Here is a 13,046-nt window from a genome sequence, read left to right on the forward strand (position 1 = left end):
CTCGGGTCATGTACGAAGCTATGGTGGCAGGGCGCTTGACCTGTGGTCCGATCAGGATTTCGTAGAGGGCGCCACATCAATGGAGGCACAACAAAAACGGGGTCCAGGACCGAACGTTGAGGTTAGCCGCCTTAGTCGCTCCCCCACAAATCCGCTCGTAATTCGGGTTGGGCCGTCAAGACCTTGACCCCTTCTTCGGTCAGTGCCACCGTGTGTTCCCAGTGGGCTGACAAAGAACCATCGGCGGTTTTGACGGTCCATTCGTCATCCTCGACAAATGTCTCATGCGTGCCCAGGTTGAACATTGGCTCAATGCAGATGGCCATACCTTCGCGCAATTTCATGCCAGAACCAGCCTTGCCGAAGTTGGGAACGTTGGGCTTCTCATGCATGTTGAGGCCAATCCCGTGTCCAACGTACTCCTGGACAATTCCATAGCCGTGGCGATCTCCCACTGCCTGAACCGCCGCGCCAATATCGCCGATCCGGGCCCCTGGAGCGACCGCTTTGATACCGGCCCACATGGCTTCCTCGGTTGCGTCGATCAAGGTTTGGACCTCGGCAGATATCTCACCTACACCGAAGGTGATGGCGGCGTCGGCATGATATCGATCGAAGATGGCTCCGGCATCGATCGAAAGCACGTCGCCGTCCTGCAATGGACGGTCGTTCGGGATGCCGTGGACGATCACGTCGTTGGGAGACGTACAGATGTGCGCAGGGAAACCGTGGTAGTGCAAAAACGAGGGAATACATCCGTGATCGCGCAGTACCGACGCGGCGACATCATCGAGGTGCCGGGTCGTGACACCCGGTTTGGCGGCCCGTCGCACGGCACGGTGTACCGCGGCGACCGCTTCGCCTGCCCTGGCCATGCGAGCAAAGTGATCCGGTTTCTTGATCGTGATCATCAGATATCGAGCGTAGCCACGATGGCGGCCTCGACTTCGTCCAGATCTCCGAGTCCGTTGACAGGATGAATCCTCAGCCCCCGACTTGTGTAGAACTCCACGAGGGGTTCGGTCTGTTCTCGATACACCCTCAGCCGATTGCGCACAACGTCTTCGGCGTCGTCTTCACGCTGTACAAGAGTCTCGTTGTCGATGTCACAGACGCCGAATACCTCAGGTGGATTGTCGTCCACGTGATAGACATGCTGATTTGGGCACGTACGGCGACCCGATATGCGACGAACGATCTCATCATCCTCAACGCCGATGTAGACCGCACCATCCAGGGCGCTGTCGCCCATACGGTCGGCCAGAGCCTCACCCTGAGCGATCGTACGCGGGAATCCGTCGAGAATAAATCCCCTCTCGGCGTCCGGTTTTTCGATCCGTTCCTCAAGCATCGCGATGACAAGGTCATCTGAAACGAGGTCGCCGCGAGCCATAACTTCTTTGGCGAGGAGTCCCAGTTCGGTTCCGGCGGCCACAGCTTCGCGAAGCATGTTTCCGGTCGCGATGTGGGGAATGTTCAATCGACCGGCAATCCGAACGGCTTGCGTGCCTTTACCCGCCCCAGGGGGACCGAGAAACAGAAGCTTCATCAGGTCAGGAAGCCTTCATAGTTGCGGAGCGTGAGTTGAGACTCGATCTGTTTCATCGTCTCCAAAGCGACACCGACGACAATCAGCAGCGAGACGCCAGAGAAGGCCACCGTGATGTTGTAGGCGAGTCCGACGAGAGACGGGGCGATCGTGATGAAACCGAGGAACAACGCTCCTGGCAGGGTGATCCGGTTGAGGATGTGCTCAAGATGCCGCTCCGTAGCCGTTCCAGGGCGAACACCGGGAACGAAGCCACCCTGTCGCTGAAGGATATCGGCCTGCTTCTTCGGGTCGAACTGAATGGCCGTATAGAAGTAGGTGAAGAACACAACAAGCGAGAACAGCAAGATGATGTAGAACCAGGTCGTACCTCGTTGAAGTCCCAGGTTCTCATCCACCCAGGCCCGTATCGACAGGAGAATGCGGTTCTCGTCCGAGGGAATCAAGGTTACGAGCAGGGCAGGGAAGGTAAGCACGGACGAAGCGAAAATGACCGGAATCACCCCTGCCGTATTCACTTTCAACGGAATGTAGGTCGAGTTTCCGCCGTACACCCGACGACCACGGACCCGCTTGGCAAACTGAATCGGGATACGACGCTGACCCTGGTCGACATACAAGATCGCCACGACCATGATGGCGAAGATGGCCATGATCAGGATGAAGGGGGTCCACCTGGCGGCCGGGTTGTTCAGCGACCCAACGGTTTGGGTGAAGATGAAGCCGAACTGAGTTGGAAGCTGGCTGATGATCGAGATGAAGATGAGCAACGACATACCGTTGCCAACTCCCCGGGCGGTGATCTGTTCACCGAGCCACATGATGAGGGCTGTACCGGCGGTCATGGTGAGAACGATGATCGACGCTCGCCACCAGTTCCATTCGGACACGAGTTGAAAGCCGCCCGTCAACTGTCCCCGGCTGAACAAGAACGAGATCGTCGTTGACTGAAGCAGGGCGAGAATGACCGTCAGGTACCGGGTCCACTGCGTGATGACCTTGGTCCCTGACTGACCTTCCTCCTGAAGCTTCTGGAGTCGGGGAATCACGACGGTAAGCAGCTGCATGATGATGCTTGACGTGATGTAGGGGAGAATTCCCAGCGCGAACACCGAGAACTGTTGGAGCCCACCACCCGAGAACAGGTTTAGCAACCCGACGATACCCAGATCGTTGGCCGACTCTTGGAAGGCTTTCAGTTGGGCAAGATCGGCGCCAGGAACCGTAACGGCTGCACCGAAGCGATAGATCACGAAGACCATCAGGGTGAACAGAATCTTCTTACGAAGATCCGGGATCGTGAACATGTGACGGTAAACAGCGAGCATATTTCTTAGGGCCCTTCTCCAAGCCGGTCTTGACGTCCGAGACGTCGTTAGTCGATGGTCTCTACCGAGCCACCGGCTGCTTCGATCTTGGCTTTCGCCGCCGCAGACACCGCATCGACCTGCACCTTGAGTGCCCGATCGATCTCGCCGTCACCCAAAACCTTAACACGCCCCTTCTTCTTGGCCAGACCGGCGGCCTTCAAGCCGGCCGATGTGACCACCGAGTTGGCAGCAAACACGTTCAGGTCCTCGACGTTGACGACAGCAAAGGTTTCGTTATTGGGATTCTTGAATCCACGCAACGTCGGGATACGACGCTGCAACGGGACGCGTCCACCCTCAAAGCCGGGCCGGACCGTATTACGGGCTTTCGTGCCCTTGGTGCCGCGACCGGCGGTCTTGCCCCGTCGGCCACCCTCGCCACGACCGACACGGATCTTGGTCTTTTTTGACCCATCCGGGGGTCGAAGATGATGAAGTTGTAGTTGTCCCATGTTGTTCCTTACTTCTCTTCCACGGTCACGAGGTGCGCGACGGCATGGATCATGCCCCGGATCACCGGAGAATCGTCGTGCTCGACGGTCTGATGCATCCGGCGTAGGCCGAGTCCCCGGACCGTAGCCCGATTCTTCGGCTTTTCGCCGATCGTGCTTTTCGTGAGGGTCACTTTGAGTGCTTTGGCCATGTCCTATTTACCTTCGTGGGCTCGCACCATCTCGGTGGAGCGATAGGCGGCGAGCAACCCGGGAGGCGTTACCTCTTCGGGTGTCTTGCCACGGAGTCGGGCGATCACGTCGGGTCGACGCTGACCGAGCAAACCATGCATGGTTGCTTTGGCAGTGTTGAGATGGCTGGGCGATCCGAGGGACTTGGCAAGCACGTCCTTGATGCCGGCCGCCTCAAGGATCTGACGGACCGACCCGCCAGCGATGACACCGGTACCGGGAGCGGCGGGCTGCAAAAGGACCCGGGAAGCGCCATGCTCACCGATCACTTTGTGAATGAGCGTCTGACCGGCCATCGGGACGAGGATCATGGCTCGACGAGCATTCTCCATACCCTTCTGAATCGCAGCCGGGACTTCCTTGGCTTTCCCGTAGCCGATCCCAACCTTGCCGTTGCCGTCACCGACGACACACAGTGCCGTGAAGGAGAACCGGCGGCCACCCTTGACGACCTTGGCAACCCGGTTGATCTCGACGACTCGTTCGTCGAATGATGAATCTTCCTGACGTGCCATGGTTAGAACTCCAATCCTGCGGCGCGAGCTGCGTCGGCGAGTGCCTTGACCCGGCCGTGATACGGATACCCGCCGCGATCAAACACGACGGCCGTAACTCCGGCCTCTTTGGCACGCGTGGCGAGCAACGTCCCTACCTCTGCGGCGGTTTCGACTGTCAAACCTTTGCCACCGACGGCCGACTCCTTGGAAGAGGCAGCTACCAACGTGTGGCCCTGGTTGTCGTCGATGACCTGGGCGTAGATGAACTTGTTCGATCGGAATACCGCCAGACGAGGACGCTGGGGGGTACCAAGCAACTTCTTGCGGACCCGACGGTGCCGGCGTACTCTCGCCGCCGAGCGGGTTTTAAGTCTACTCATCGGGCAACACCTGCCTTGCCTGCCTTGCGGCGGACGTATTCACCGACATACCGGATACCCTTGCCTTTGTAGGGCTCGGGCGGGCGGACGCTACGGATATCAGCCGCAACTTGTCCAACCAACTCCTTGTCGATTCCGGAAACATTGATCTTCGTTGGCTCAGGAACTTCGATGGTGATTCCCTCGGGTGGATCCATAAGAACCGGATGACTGAAGCCGACCTGCAGCTCCAGGCTCTCGCCCTTCATGGCCGCCCGGTAGCCAACGCCCTCCAGCGACAGGTTCTTCACGAACCCGTCTGAAACGCCGGCAACCATATTGGCGGTCAGCGCCCGGACAAGTCCATGATGGGCACGATCACGCGGCTCATCGGTTGCCCGGGTGACCAGCACCTGATCAGCTTCGACGACAATGGCGATGCGGTCGGAGAATGTTCGCTCCATCGACCCTCTTGGGCCTTTGACGGCCACCGTCGAGCCATTGACGGTCACGTCAACTCCTGACGGAATCGTGATGGGAGCTTTACCTACCCGTGACATATCACCACACCTCGCAAATGAGCTCGCCACCAAGCTTGCGGCGACGTGCTTCACGGTCCGGCATCAGGCCCTGTGAGGTCGAGACGACAACGACTCCAAGTCCACCTTGAGCCCGGGGCAGTTTCGAGGCCGACGCATATACCCGTCGACCTGGAGTGGAAATCCGTCGGATCCCCTGAATAACCCGCTCCTGGTTTGCTCCATAACGGAGCATCACCTTGAGCTCGCGACCAGGGCCGGCCGGCTTCACTTCGTAACCATCGAGATACCCTTCGGCAACCAGCAGGTCAGCGATGGTCTCTTTGAGCTTTGAGGACGGCATACCCGTCTGCTCCTGGCTGACGGCATTCGCGTTGCGAATACGAGTCAGCATGTCTGCGATCGGATCAGTCATCATGATCTACCACGAAGCCTTTCGCACGCCAGGCAGCTCGCCGCGCAGCGCCAGCTCACGCACGCAGATACGGCACATACCGAATTTCCGCAGATAGGCGCGAGGCCGGCCGCAGCGCTGGCACCGGTTGTAGCCGCGTACTTCAAACTTCGGCTTCCGTTGCTGCTTTGCGATCATTGATTTTTTTGCCATATGATTTCTCCCCTACGCCTGAACCGTCTGCTTGCGGAACGGAAAGCCATATGCGTCCAGGAGGGCTTTGCCGTGTGCGTCCGTCTGGGCCGACGTCACAATCGTGATGTCCATGCCCCGGATGGCACTGACTTTGTCATAATCGATTTCCGGAAAGATCAACTGCTCGGTTACCCCGAAGGTGTAATTGCCGCGACCATCAAACGATTGAGGATTCAACCCGCGGAAGTCACGGATTCTCGGAATGGCGATGGCGATCAACCGATCAAGAAATTCCCACATACGGTCTCCACGCATCGTCACCGAAGCACCGACCGACTGGCCATCTCGAAGCTTGAAATTGGCAATCGACTTGCGGGCGAGGTTCACGCGCGGCTTCTGACCCGTGATGGTCGACAAGTCTTCCATGACGCCGTCAATGACCTTACGGTCTGCCGAGCCTTCTCCACATCCCACGTTGACGACGATCTTCTTGAAGGTCGGTACGAGCATACGATTCGCAACGCCGAGTGACTCGAACAATGCCGGAGCCACTTCTTCGTTGTACTTGACCTTTAGGCGAGGCGTCATAGCGCTGCTCCACATCTGCGACATACCCGGGTCTTCACCGAACCGGTCACTTTCATGCTGATCCGGGTCGGACCGCACTTCTTGCATACGATCATCACGTTGGAGGCATCGATCGGCATGTCTTTGTCGATGATTCCACCGCTGTTTTGCACCTGAGGGTTGACCTTTTGGTGCCGCTTGGCGGTCGCCACATTTTCAACGATGATCTTGTTGCGGTCCGGATAGACCTTGGCGATCTTTGACTCTTTGCCGAGATCCTTGCCGGCGATGACCTTTACGGTGTCTCCAACTCTCAACCGCACTTAGATCACCTCCGGGGCAAGCGAGACGATTCGCATGAACTTGGCGTCACGCAGTTCACGTCCCACAGGGCCGAAGATACGGGTGCCGCGGGGCTGGCGATTGTCGTCGATGACCACGCAAGCATTGTCGTCAAAACGAATGTACGTCCCATCTGACCGGCGGCTCTCCTTGGCGGTCCGAACGACAACGGCTTTTACGACGTCACCCTTCTTGACATTGGCACCAGGAAGGGCTTCCTTGACACTGGCCACAATCACGTCACCAACCCGGGCGTACCGGCGCTTGGAGCCACCGAGTACCCGGATACAAAGAACTTCGCGGGCACCGCTGTTGTCGGCGACCTTGAGTCGGGATTCCTGCTGAATCATCGGGCACGCTCCACGACTTCTTCGATCCGCCAGCGCTTCGACTTCGAAAGCGGACGGGTCTCGACGATGCGAACCGTATCGCCATTGCGGGCGTCGTTCGTCTCGTCGTGCACGTGGAACTTCTTGGACCGACGCATGACTTTTCCATACTTCGGGTGTCGAACAGAGTCAACCACCTCGACCGTCACGGTCTTGTCACGAGCGTCACTGACGACGATGCCCTGCCGCACCTTGCGAGCGTTGCGATCAGTCATCACGCACCTTCCTTACCGAGCTGTGAGGCAGCCCACCTTTTGATTTCAGATTCGCGGGCAACGCTAAGAATGCGAGCGATGTCTTTTTTGACCTGTCCGAGACGGGCAGTGTTGTCGAGCTGGTTTGTGGCCAGCTGAAAGCGGAGATTGAACAGCTCACGCTTCGCTTCGACGAGCTGGACATCCAACTCTTCGTCCGACAGTTCCCGTAGTTTGTTGGCGTTCACGAGTCCTCCCGTGTCACAAAGCGAGTCTTGACGGGCATCTTGTGTCCGGCCTTGCGCATTGCTTCTCGAGCCAAGTCCTCGGGTACGCCCGATAGCTCGAAAAGGACCCGACCCGGCTTGACAACGGCCACCCAGAACTCCGGGCTACCTTTACCGGACCCCATACGGGTTTCAGCAGGCTTCGCGGTGACCGGCTTGTCCGGGAAGATCGGGATCCACACCTTGCCACCACGGCGGATGGTTCGAGTGATCGCAATACGAGAAGACTCGATCTGGCGGGCGGTAATCCAGCCGGCCTCCAGCGCCTGCAACCCGTAGTCACCGAACGACACCTTGGTGCCTCCCTTGGCCGGGCCACGGCGTTTGCCGCGATGAACTTTGCGGTACTTGGTCCGCTTAGGCATCAACATGGGCTACTTATCTCCTTCGGTGTCCGCATCGGCGGCCGCATCGGCGGCGTCTGCTTCTGGAGCAACTGCCGGGGCGGCTTCAACGACGGCCTCTTTCTCAACTGCTGCCTCTTCGACAACTGCCTCGGGGGTGGCTTCGGCAACGACGACGTCAGTTTCAAGCATGTCCGTTGTCTCGTCGTCATTGCCGTCGGCAACGTTGACGTCGACAATCGGAGTGTCAACGTCTGACATCTCTTCCTTGTATACCGATTCGGCTTCATCTGCACTCATCTTGCGGGGCTCTTCAGCCTCGGTTTTGGCAAATTCCTTGCGCTTGCCACCACCGGCTTCGATGAGACGCTTGCCACCACCGGCTTCGATGAGACGTGGCTTCTTCTCACCACCAGCAGCAAGCTCGGCCCGTGCCTTGGCCGGGACAACCCGACCGCGGTTACCAGAGGCGAGCTGCGCCTCGGCGGCAATTTTTTCACGCGTTGCCTTGAGAGTGGTCACCAGGTCGCCCTTGTAGACCCAAACCTTTACACCGATCGCCCCGACGGTCGTCCGGGCAGTTGCCATTCCGTAGTCGATGTCGGCGCGCAACGTATGCAACGGAACCCGGCCTTCGCGATACCATTCGCGCCGACCCATCTCGGCCCCGCCGAGACGGCCCTTGCATTCAACCTTGACGCCCTGTGCACCCGACTTCATGGCCGTCTGCACGGCCCTTTTCATGGCCCGTCGGAAGGCAACCCGATTGGCGATCTGATCGGCAATCCCCCGAGCCAACAACGTGGCGTCGGTTTCGGCATCCTTGATCTCGTTGATGTTCAGTTTGACCTGACGACCGGTGAGTTTCTCCAGGCCGCCGCGCAAGCGCTCGGCTTCGGCGCCCTTGCGGCCGATAACGACGCCAGGACGAGCCGTGAACAGCTCGATCTCGACGCGACCGCGGCTTCGCTCAAGTTCGATCCGGGACACCGCGCCACGCTCGAGTTCGCCGAATAGGTAGTCGCGAATCTTCCAGTCCTCGTTGACGAGTTCCGTATATTCCTTCTCGGCATACCAACGCGATTTCCAGTCGTTGACGATGCCAAGACGGAACGCGTAAGGATGTGTTTTCTGACCCACGGTCAGTCCTCCTCGTTCGCTGATAAAACAATCGTGATATGGCTCGTCCGCTTGTGAATCGGAGTAGCCCGCCCACGAGCACGAGGCCGGAAACGCTTGAGCGTTGGGCCCTCGTCGGCGAACGCCTCGGCAACCACCAACTCTTCGGGATCGAACCCGAAGTTGTTGGATGCATTGGCAATGGCGGAGTTCAGAACCTTCGAAATCGGCTCAGCCGCCCGGCGCGTCGTGAACTGCAAAACCTGCTGAGCTTCGATAACCGGAAGGCCGCGCACGTGATCAAGTACAAAGCGAACCTTGTTCGGGGCCTGTCGAATATATTTGGCCTGAGCGCGTACTTTCATCGTTTCTTCGCTCCCCTGTCACCTGCGTGACCGCGGAACGTACGGGTCGGCGCAAATTCGCCCAACTTATGTCCCACCATCGATTCGGTGATGTAAACCGGCACGTGCTTGCGTCCGTCGTGGACGGCAATCGTGTGTCCGACCATCTCCGGGAAAACGGTTGATCGCCGGCTCCAGGTCCGGATGACTTTCTTGTCGCCCGAATCGTTGAGCGCATCCACCTTTTTCATGAGGTGATCGTCGACAAATGGGCCCTTTTTGAGACTACGAGCCATTGCGGCGTCCCTTCTTCTTTAGGCGGCGGATCTTCGGGTCTTCATGGAAGCGGAACTTCTGCAGCGACCCTCCGGTAACAACAACTGACGGAATCATTAGCGACGTCCCTTCTTGGAGCGGCGACGCACGATTTCTTTGTTGCTCGCTTTGTTCTTCTTGCGGGTCCTGGCCTCTGGCTTACCCCAGGGGCTCACAGGATGGCGACCACCAGAAGTCTTGCCCTCACCACCACCGAGTGGGTGGTCGACCGGGTTCATGGCAACACCACGGCTTTGCGGCCGGACGCCCTTCCAGCGGTTACGTCCCGCTTTTCCGAGCTTGACCAATTCCGCTTCCGGGTTACCAACTTCGCCAACCGTCGCCCGACAATCGAGCGACACGGTGCGCATCTCGCCAGAGGGCAGACGAAGCAAAGCTTTGTCGCTCTCTTTGGACATGAGCTGGGCCGAGTTACCGGCGGATCGCACCATCTTGGCACCGCCGCCGGGACGCATCTCGATGGCGTGAATAACCGTACCACCGGGGATATTGCGCATTGGCAGGGCGTTCCCTGGCCGGATATCGGCTCGCGGACCAGATTCGACCATGTCGCCGACCTTGACACCGAGCGGCGCCAGAATGTAGCGCTTCTCCCCATCGACATAATGCAGCAGAGCCAACCGGGCGTTGCGATTCGGATCGTATTCGATGGCCGCAACCTTGGCGGGAATCCCGTCCTTGGTGCGACGGAAGTCGACAACCCGGTAACGCTGCTTGTGGCCACCGCCACGATGGCGAGACGTGATCCGGCCCTTGCTGTTGCGACCGGCCGTAGCCTTCTTCTTCTCGAGCAATGCCTTTTCGGGCTTTTTGCCTTTGGTCAGTTCCGCAAAATCCGAAACCGTCTGAAATCGGCGACCTGGCGAGGTCGGCTTGTGTTTTTTCACAGCCATTTCGTCACACTCCGAAAATGTCTATTGAATCGCCGGCCGCCAACGTAACGTAGGCCCGCTTCGTGCTTCTGCGCTTGCCCAGGGCGTTGCCGGTCCGCTTGACTTTGCCTTTGCGGTTGGCGGTATTCACGTTGAGTACGGTCACATCAAAGAGACCGGCTACCGCCAGGCGAATCTCGGTCTTATTGGCGCGAGGATCAACCACAAAGGTGTACGTGTTGGACCTTTCGATCAGTTCGTACGTCTTCTCAGATACGACCGGAGCGAAAATCACGTCTTCAGCGAATTTCATTCTTCCTCCCCTGCCGTCTCACGTACAAAGTCGTCATCGGCCTTGGCGTGGGTACCCACCCCGGCCGCTCCGCCAATCGTGTCCGTCGTGAATACGATTCGCGACGCCCACAACACGTCATACGTGGTGAGTTGACCCGGATTGGCGATCATGATGTTTGACAAGTTACGGAAGGACTTGAGAGCTACGGCATCTCCGCGCCCGAGGACCACCAGGGTCTTTCCGTCACACCCCATGGCGTGGAGCAGCGACTTGGCCGACTTCGTTTTGGGCTCGGTCCAGTCGATGGTCTGCACGACTCGTACGGCCGATTCCGAGGCCCGGGCCGACAACGCAGAACGAAGAGCTAGCGCTTTCATCTTGCGAGGAGTCCGCTGAGCGTACGACCGCGGTTTCGGTCCCCAGGCGACACCGCCACCCTTCCACTGTGGGGAACGGATCGAACCATGGCGAGCCCGGCCAAGGCCTTTCTGCCTCCATGGTTTCCGCCCACCACCGGCCACGTCGGCCCTGGTCTTGGTCGAATGGGTGCCGGCGCGAGCACCAGCGAGTTGAGCAGTTACCACCTGATGCATGACCGAGTGATTCGGCTCAATACCAAACACGAACTCGTCGAGGGGCATCGTGCCCTGTTCTTTGCCATCAGGTGCGTACAAGGGTGCTGCGAGTCCAGCCATTATGACTTCACCGCCTCTCGGACAAGAATGACCGATCCTTTGGGACCGGGGACGGCACCGCCAAGCAGCAACAAGCCACGCTCGACGTCGATGTCGACGACACTTAAGTTCATTACCGTCACCTTTTCACTGCCCATGCGACCAGGCAGCTTGGTGCCTTTGAAGACACGAGCCGGCGTCGCGCAAGCCCCGATCGAACCAGGGGCACGATGGACTTTGTGGGCGCCGTGGCTGGCAGGCATACCTTTGAAATTGTGGCGCTTCATGACGCCCTGGAAACCCTTACCCTTGGAAACGCCACTCACATCGGCCTTGTCGCCTTTTGCAAGCACATCGGCGATGGTGATTTTCTGACCAAGTTCGAATTCGGACGAATCAGCGACCCGCAGTTCGACGAGGTACTTGTTCGGGGCAACGCCGGCGGCTTCAAAATGGCCCTGCATCGGCTGGTTCACTTTGCGGGAAGGGAGCTCCTTGTAGGCGATCTGGATAGCCGAGTAGCCGTCCTTTTCCACAGTCTTGAGCTGAGTCACGGTGCAAGGACCGGCCTTGATGACGGTGACGGGAATCGCCTGTGCTGCATCATTGAAGACCTGGGTCATCCCAAGCTTCTCTCCAAGAATCGCTTTCATAACTTGATCTCGACTTCCACACCTGCCGGCAAGTCAAGACGCATGAGCGAGTCGACCGTCTTGGGGGTCGGCTCGAGAATGTCGATCAAGCGCTTGTGAATGCGCAACTCGAAATGCTCACGCGAGTCCTTGTCGACATGCGGTCCGCGGATGACGCAGTAGCGGTGAATGCGGGTAGGGAGCGGAATAGGGCCTTTGATCTTCGCCTGAGTGCGAAGGACCGTTTCCGCGATCTTGCGGGCTGACTCGTCAACCACGTGATGATCGTAGGCTTTGAGCCGGATCCGAATCTTCTGCTCGTTGTCTGCCACGCTGGCCTTCCTGATAAATCGTCGAGGCACATCCGCGCAGGCAGCGAAAGCGTCTGTATGAGACGCCATGCTGACCACCTGGCGAGAGGTACCCCGTCTGATACCGCTAACGGTTTCTTGGGTACGTCGCGGGTCTGGCCGCAACATCGGGCACGCGCAAACGTGCCCGGCAACTTCTTAGTTGGAGGTGTCGACGGGAAGCCGACGATGGGAGTGTAGAGAGGCCATCACCGGCGTGTCAAAAGCTGGACTCTCACGGGGTCAGCAGGCTCAACTCCAACGGATTCCCACACTCCCCCAATACCGAATCATTCGCCGTGATCACAGCAACGGTGGCGCCGTCGGGAACAACCACGCCCGACAATGATCGGGTAAACGGCTGTTCGTCTGCATGAGGGTGGGTGAGTTCTCGCCGACCTATCTCGACGCCGTCGACCCGGACAATCCACGCATCTGCATACTTGTCCCAGCCGTGGTCGTCCGAGGCCACCGTGACCGTAAAGGTGTGGGTACCGTTGTACGAAGTTTCGACGTCGGCCCTGATGACATCGGCGCACCCCTCATCGCCAACCAGTTCCGGCGCTCCGGCGGTCGACACGGGGCCACACCCGGTCAAAATGACGACGAGCAAGGCGCTGGCCATTGGGCGATACGATGAGTTCCGACGCACCGGCCAAGACTACTCGGACAGGCACCATTACGGGGTTCGGGTTCTAATTGGAAGACCCCGGGC

General features: G+C 58.8%; 25 protein-coding genes. All 25 read right to left on the minus strand.

The annotated features are described in order from the left end of the window. Nucleotides 1-131 precede the first annotated feature (131 nt). The 25 genes from map to JJE47_17245 all read right to left on the minus strand — a co-directional run bounded on the left by map (nt 132) and on the right by JJE47_17245 (nt 12,983). The gene (gene map / locus JJE47_17125) at nt 132-911 is read right to left on the minus strand and encodes a type I methionyl aminopeptidase (protein MBK5269147.1); all 780 of its coding nucleotides are present in this window, start codon (nt 909-911) and stop codon (nt 132-134) included. After that, nucleotides 911-1,549, minus strand: a complete 639-nt coding sequence (locus JJE47_17130) for an adenylate kinase (GenBank protein ID MBK5269148.1) — start codon at nt 1,547-1,549, stop codon at nt 911-913. Before JJE47_17130 ends, map begins: the two co-directional genes overlap by 1 nt. Continuing rightward, nucleotides 1,549-2,877, minus strand: coding sequence for a preprotein translocase subunit SecY (secY, locus tag JJE47_17135; protein ID MBK5269149.1), 1,329 nt, complete (start codon nt 2,875-2,877; stop codon nt 1,549-1,551). The genes JJE47_17130 and secY overlap by 1 nt, the downstream gene beginning before the upstream one ends. Before the next feature lie 47 nt (nt 2,878-2,924). Beyond that, nucleotides 2,925-3,371, minus strand: coding sequence for a 50S ribosomal protein L15 (gene rplO, locus JJE47_17140; protein MBK5269150.1), 447 nt, complete (start codon nt 3,369-3,371; stop codon nt 2,925-2,927). A gap of 8 nt (nt 3,372-3,379) precedes the next feature. Beyond that, a complete protein-coding gene (gene rpmD / locus JJE47_17145; protein ID MBK5269151.1) occupies nt 3,380-3,562 on the minus strand; it encodes a 50S ribosomal protein L30 in 183 nt (60 codons plus the stop codon). Nucleotides 3,563-3,565: 3 nt separating this feature from the next. Continuing rightward, on the minus strand, nt 3,566-4,117 hold the full coding sequence (rpsE, locus tag JJE47_17150; GenBank protein MBK5269152.1) for a 30S ribosomal protein S5: 552 nt from the start codon (nt 4,115-4,117) through the stop codon (nt 3,566-3,568). A 2-nt stretch (nt 4,118-4,119) separates the two neighbouring features. After that, complete coding sequence (gene rplR / locus JJE47_17155; GenBank protein ID MBK5269153.1) at nt 4,120-4,479, minus strand: 50S ribosomal protein L18; 360 nt, start codon at nt 4,477-4,479, stop codon at nt 4,120-4,122. Beyond that, the gene (rplF, locus tag JJE47_17160; protein MBK5269154.1) at nt 4,476-5,018 is read right to left on the minus strand and encodes a 50S ribosomal protein L6; all 543 of its coding nucleotides are present in this window, start codon (nt 5,016-5,018) and stop codon (nt 4,476-4,478) included. Before rplF ends, rplR begins: the two co-directional genes overlap by 4 nt. Before the next feature lies 1 nt (nt 5,019). Then, entirely contained in the window at nt 5,020-5,418 is a 399-nt protein-coding gene (gene rpsH, locus JJE47_17165; protein ID MBK5269155.1) for a 30S ribosomal protein S8, read from the minus strand. Beyond that, on the minus strand, nt 5,419-5,604 hold the full coding sequence (locus tag JJE47_17170) for a type Z 30S ribosomal protein S14 (GenBank protein ID MBK5269156.1): 186 nt from the start codon (nt 5,602-5,604) through the stop codon (nt 5,419-5,421). A 12-nt stretch (nt 5,605-5,616) separates the two neighbouring features. Beyond that, the gene (gene rplE, locus JJE47_17175) at nt 5,617-6,198 is read right to left on the minus strand and encodes a 50S ribosomal protein L5 (GenBank protein ID MBK5269157.1); all 582 of its coding nucleotides are present in this window, start codon (nt 6,196-6,198) and stop codon (nt 5,617-5,619) included. Beyond that, nucleotides 6,171-6,476, minus strand: a complete 306-nt coding sequence (locus JJE47_17180; protein MBK5269158.1) for a 50S ribosomal protein L24 — start codon at nt 6,474-6,476, stop codon at nt 6,171-6,173. The genes rplE and JJE47_17180 overlap by 28 nt, the downstream gene beginning before the upstream one ends. Continuing rightward, nucleotides 6,477-6,845, minus strand: coding sequence for a 50S ribosomal protein L14 (rplN, locus tag JJE47_17185; protein ID MBK5269159.1), 369 nt, complete (start codon nt 6,843-6,845; stop codon nt 6,477-6,479). Further along, nucleotides 6,842-7,099, minus strand: coding sequence for a 30S ribosomal protein S17 (gene rpsQ, locus JJE47_17190; GenBank protein MBK5269160.1), 258 nt, complete (start codon nt 7,097-7,099; stop codon nt 6,842-6,844). Before rpsQ ends, rplN begins: the two co-directional genes overlap by 4 nt. Further along, nucleotides 7,099-7,326 carry a 50S ribosomal protein L29 gene (rpmC, locus tag JJE47_17195; GenBank protein MBK5269161.1) on the minus strand — a complete coding sequence of 76 codons (228 nt, stop codon included), beginning with the start codon at nt 7,324-7,326 and terminating at the stop codon, nt 7,099-7,101. The genes rpsQ and rpmC overlap by 1 nt, the downstream gene beginning before the upstream one ends. Beyond that, a complete protein-coding gene (rplP, locus tag JJE47_17200; GenBank protein MBK5269162.1) occupies nt 7,323-7,736 on the minus strand; it encodes a 50S ribosomal protein L16 in 414 nt (137 codons plus the stop codon). Before rplP ends, rpmC begins: the two co-directional genes overlap by 4 nt. 3 nt (nt 7,737-7,739) lie before the next feature. Then, nucleotides 7,740-8,849 (minus strand): 30S ribosomal protein S3, encoded by a 1,110-nt coding sequence (rpsC, locus tag JJE47_17205; GenBank protein MBK5269163.1) that lies wholly within the window; start codon nt 8,847-8,849, stop codon nt 7,740-7,742. A 2-nt stretch (nt 8,850-8,851) separates the two neighbouring features. Continuing rightward, entirely contained in the window at nt 8,852-9,193 is a 342-nt protein-coding gene (gene rplV / locus JJE47_17210) for a 50S ribosomal protein L22 (GenBank protein ID MBK5269164.1), read from the minus strand. Then, a complete protein-coding gene (rpsS, locus tag JJE47_17215) occupies nt 9,190-9,468 on the minus strand; it encodes a 30S ribosomal protein S19 (protein ID MBK5269165.1) in 279 nt (92 codons plus the stop codon). The genes rplV and rpsS overlap by 4 nt, the downstream gene beginning before the upstream one ends. 96 nt (nt 9,469-9,564) lie before the next feature. Further along, nucleotides 9,565-10,401 carry a 50S ribosomal protein L2 gene (rplB, locus tag JJE47_17220; protein MBK5269166.1) on the minus strand — a complete coding sequence of 279 codons (837 nt, stop codon included), beginning with the start codon at nt 10,399-10,401 and terminating at the stop codon, nt 9,565-9,567. A 4-nt stretch (nt 10,402-10,405) separates the two neighbouring features. Further along, nucleotides 10,406-10,693, minus strand: a complete 288-nt coding sequence (gene rplW / locus JJE47_17225; protein MBK5269167.1) for a 50S ribosomal protein L23 — start codon at nt 10,691-10,693, stop codon at nt 10,406-10,408. Then, nucleotides 10,690-11,370 (minus strand): 50S ribosomal protein L4, encoded by a 681-nt coding sequence (rplD, locus tag JJE47_17230; protein ID MBK5269168.1) that lies wholly within the window; start codon nt 11,368-11,370, stop codon nt 10,690-10,692. The genes rplW and rplD overlap by 4 nt, the downstream gene beginning before the upstream one ends. Then, on the minus strand, nt 11,370-12,002 hold the full coding sequence (gene rplC / locus JJE47_17235; protein MBK5269169.1) for a 50S ribosomal protein L3: 633 nt from the start codon (nt 12,000-12,002) through the stop codon (nt 11,370-11,372). Before rplC ends, rplD begins: the two co-directional genes overlap by 1 nt. Next, a complete protein-coding gene (gene rpsJ / locus JJE47_17240; GenBank protein MBK5269170.1) occupies nt 11,999-12,382 on the minus strand; it encodes a 30S ribosomal protein S10 in 384 nt (127 codons plus the stop codon). Before rpsJ ends, rplC begins: the two co-directional genes overlap by 4 nt. Before the next feature lie 184 nt (nt 12,383-12,566). After that, the gene (locus JJE47_17245) at nt 12,567-12,983 is read right to left on the minus strand and encodes a hypothetical protein (GenBank protein ID MBK5269171.1); all 417 of its coding nucleotides are present in this window, start codon (nt 12,981-12,983) and stop codon (nt 12,567-12,569) included. Between the last annotated feature and the right edge of the window lie 63 nt (nt 12,984-13,046).

It is taken from the genome of Acidimicrobiia bacterium, from assembly GCA_016650365.1.
Classification (GTDB): Bacteria; Actinomycetota; Acidimicrobiia; order Spongiisociales; family JAENVV01; genus JAENVV01.

Coding starts and splice junctions, on each gene's coding strand:
- rpsE (MBK5269152.1), bottom strand. CDS start 4,117: ATGGCACGTCAGGAAGATTCATCATTCGACGAACGAGTCGTCGAGATC.
- secY (MBK5269149.1), bottom strand. CDS start 2,877: ATGCTCGCTGTTTACCGTCACATGTTCACGATCCCGGATCTTCGTAAG.
- rpsJ (MBK5269170.1), bottom strand. CDS start 12,382: ATGGCGTCTCATACAGACGCTTTCGCTGCCTGCGCGGATGTGCCTCGA.
- rplE (MBK5269157.1), bottom strand. CDS start 6,198: ATGTCGCAGATGTGGAGCAGCGCTATGACGCCTCGCCTAAAGGTCAAG.
- rplF (MBK5269154.1), bottom strand. CDS start 5,018: ATGTCACGGGTAGGTAAAGCTCCCATCACGATTCCGTCAGGAGTTGAC.
- rpsS (MBK5269165.1), bottom strand. CDS start 9,468: ATGGCTCGTAGTCTCAAAAAGGGCCCATTTGTCGACGATCACCTCATG.
- rpsQ (MBK5269160.1), bottom strand. CDS start 7,099: ATGACTGATCGCAACGCTCGCAAGGTGCGGCAGGGCATCGTCGTCAGT.
- rplO (MBK5269150.1), bottom strand. CDS start 3,371: ATGGGACAACTACAACTTCATCATCTTCGACCCCCGGATGGGTCAAAA.
- map (MBK5269147.1), bottom strand. CDS start 911: ATGATCACGATCAAGAAACCGGATCACTTTGCTCGCATGGCCAGGGCA.
- rplN (MBK5269159.1), bottom strand. CDS start 6,845: ATGATTCAGCAGGAATCCCGACTCAAGGTCGCCGACAACAGCGGTGCC.
- rplD (MBK5269168.1), bottom strand. CDS start 11,370: ATGGCTGGACTCGCAGCACCCTTGTACGCACCTGATGGCAAAGAACAG.
- JJE47_17130 (MBK5269148.1), bottom strand. CDS start 1,549: ATGAAGCTTCTGTTTCTCGGTCCCCCTGGGGCGGGTAAAGGCACGCAA.
- rplW (MBK5269167.1), bottom strand. CDS start 10,693: ATGAAATTCGCTGAAGACGTGATTTTCGCTCCGGTCGTATCTGAGAAG.
- rplV (MBK5269164.1), bottom strand. CDS start 9,193: ATGAAAGTACGCGCTCAGGCCAAATATATTCGACAGGCCCCGAACAAG.
- rplP (MBK5269162.1), bottom strand. CDS start 7,736: ATGTTGATGCCTAAGCGGACCAAGTACCGCAAAGTTCATCGCGGCAAA.
- JJE47_17170 (MBK5269156.1), bottom strand. CDS start 5,604: ATGGCAAAAAAATCAATGATCGCAAAGCAGCAACGGAAGCCGAAGTTT.
- rplR (MBK5269153.1), bottom strand. CDS start 4,479: ATGAGTAGACTTAAAACCCGCTCGGCGGCGAGAGTACGCCGGCACCGT.
- rpmD (MBK5269151.1), bottom strand. CDS start 3,562: ATGGCCAAAGCACTCAAAGTGACCCTCACGAAAAGCACGATCGGCGAA.
- rplB (MBK5269166.1), bottom strand. CDS start 10,401: ATGGCTGTGAAAAAACACAAGCCGACCTCGCCAGGTCGCCGATTTCAG.
- rplC (MBK5269169.1), bottom strand. CDS start 12,002: ATGAAAGCGATTCTTGGAGAGAAGCTTGGGATGACCCAGGTCTTCAAT.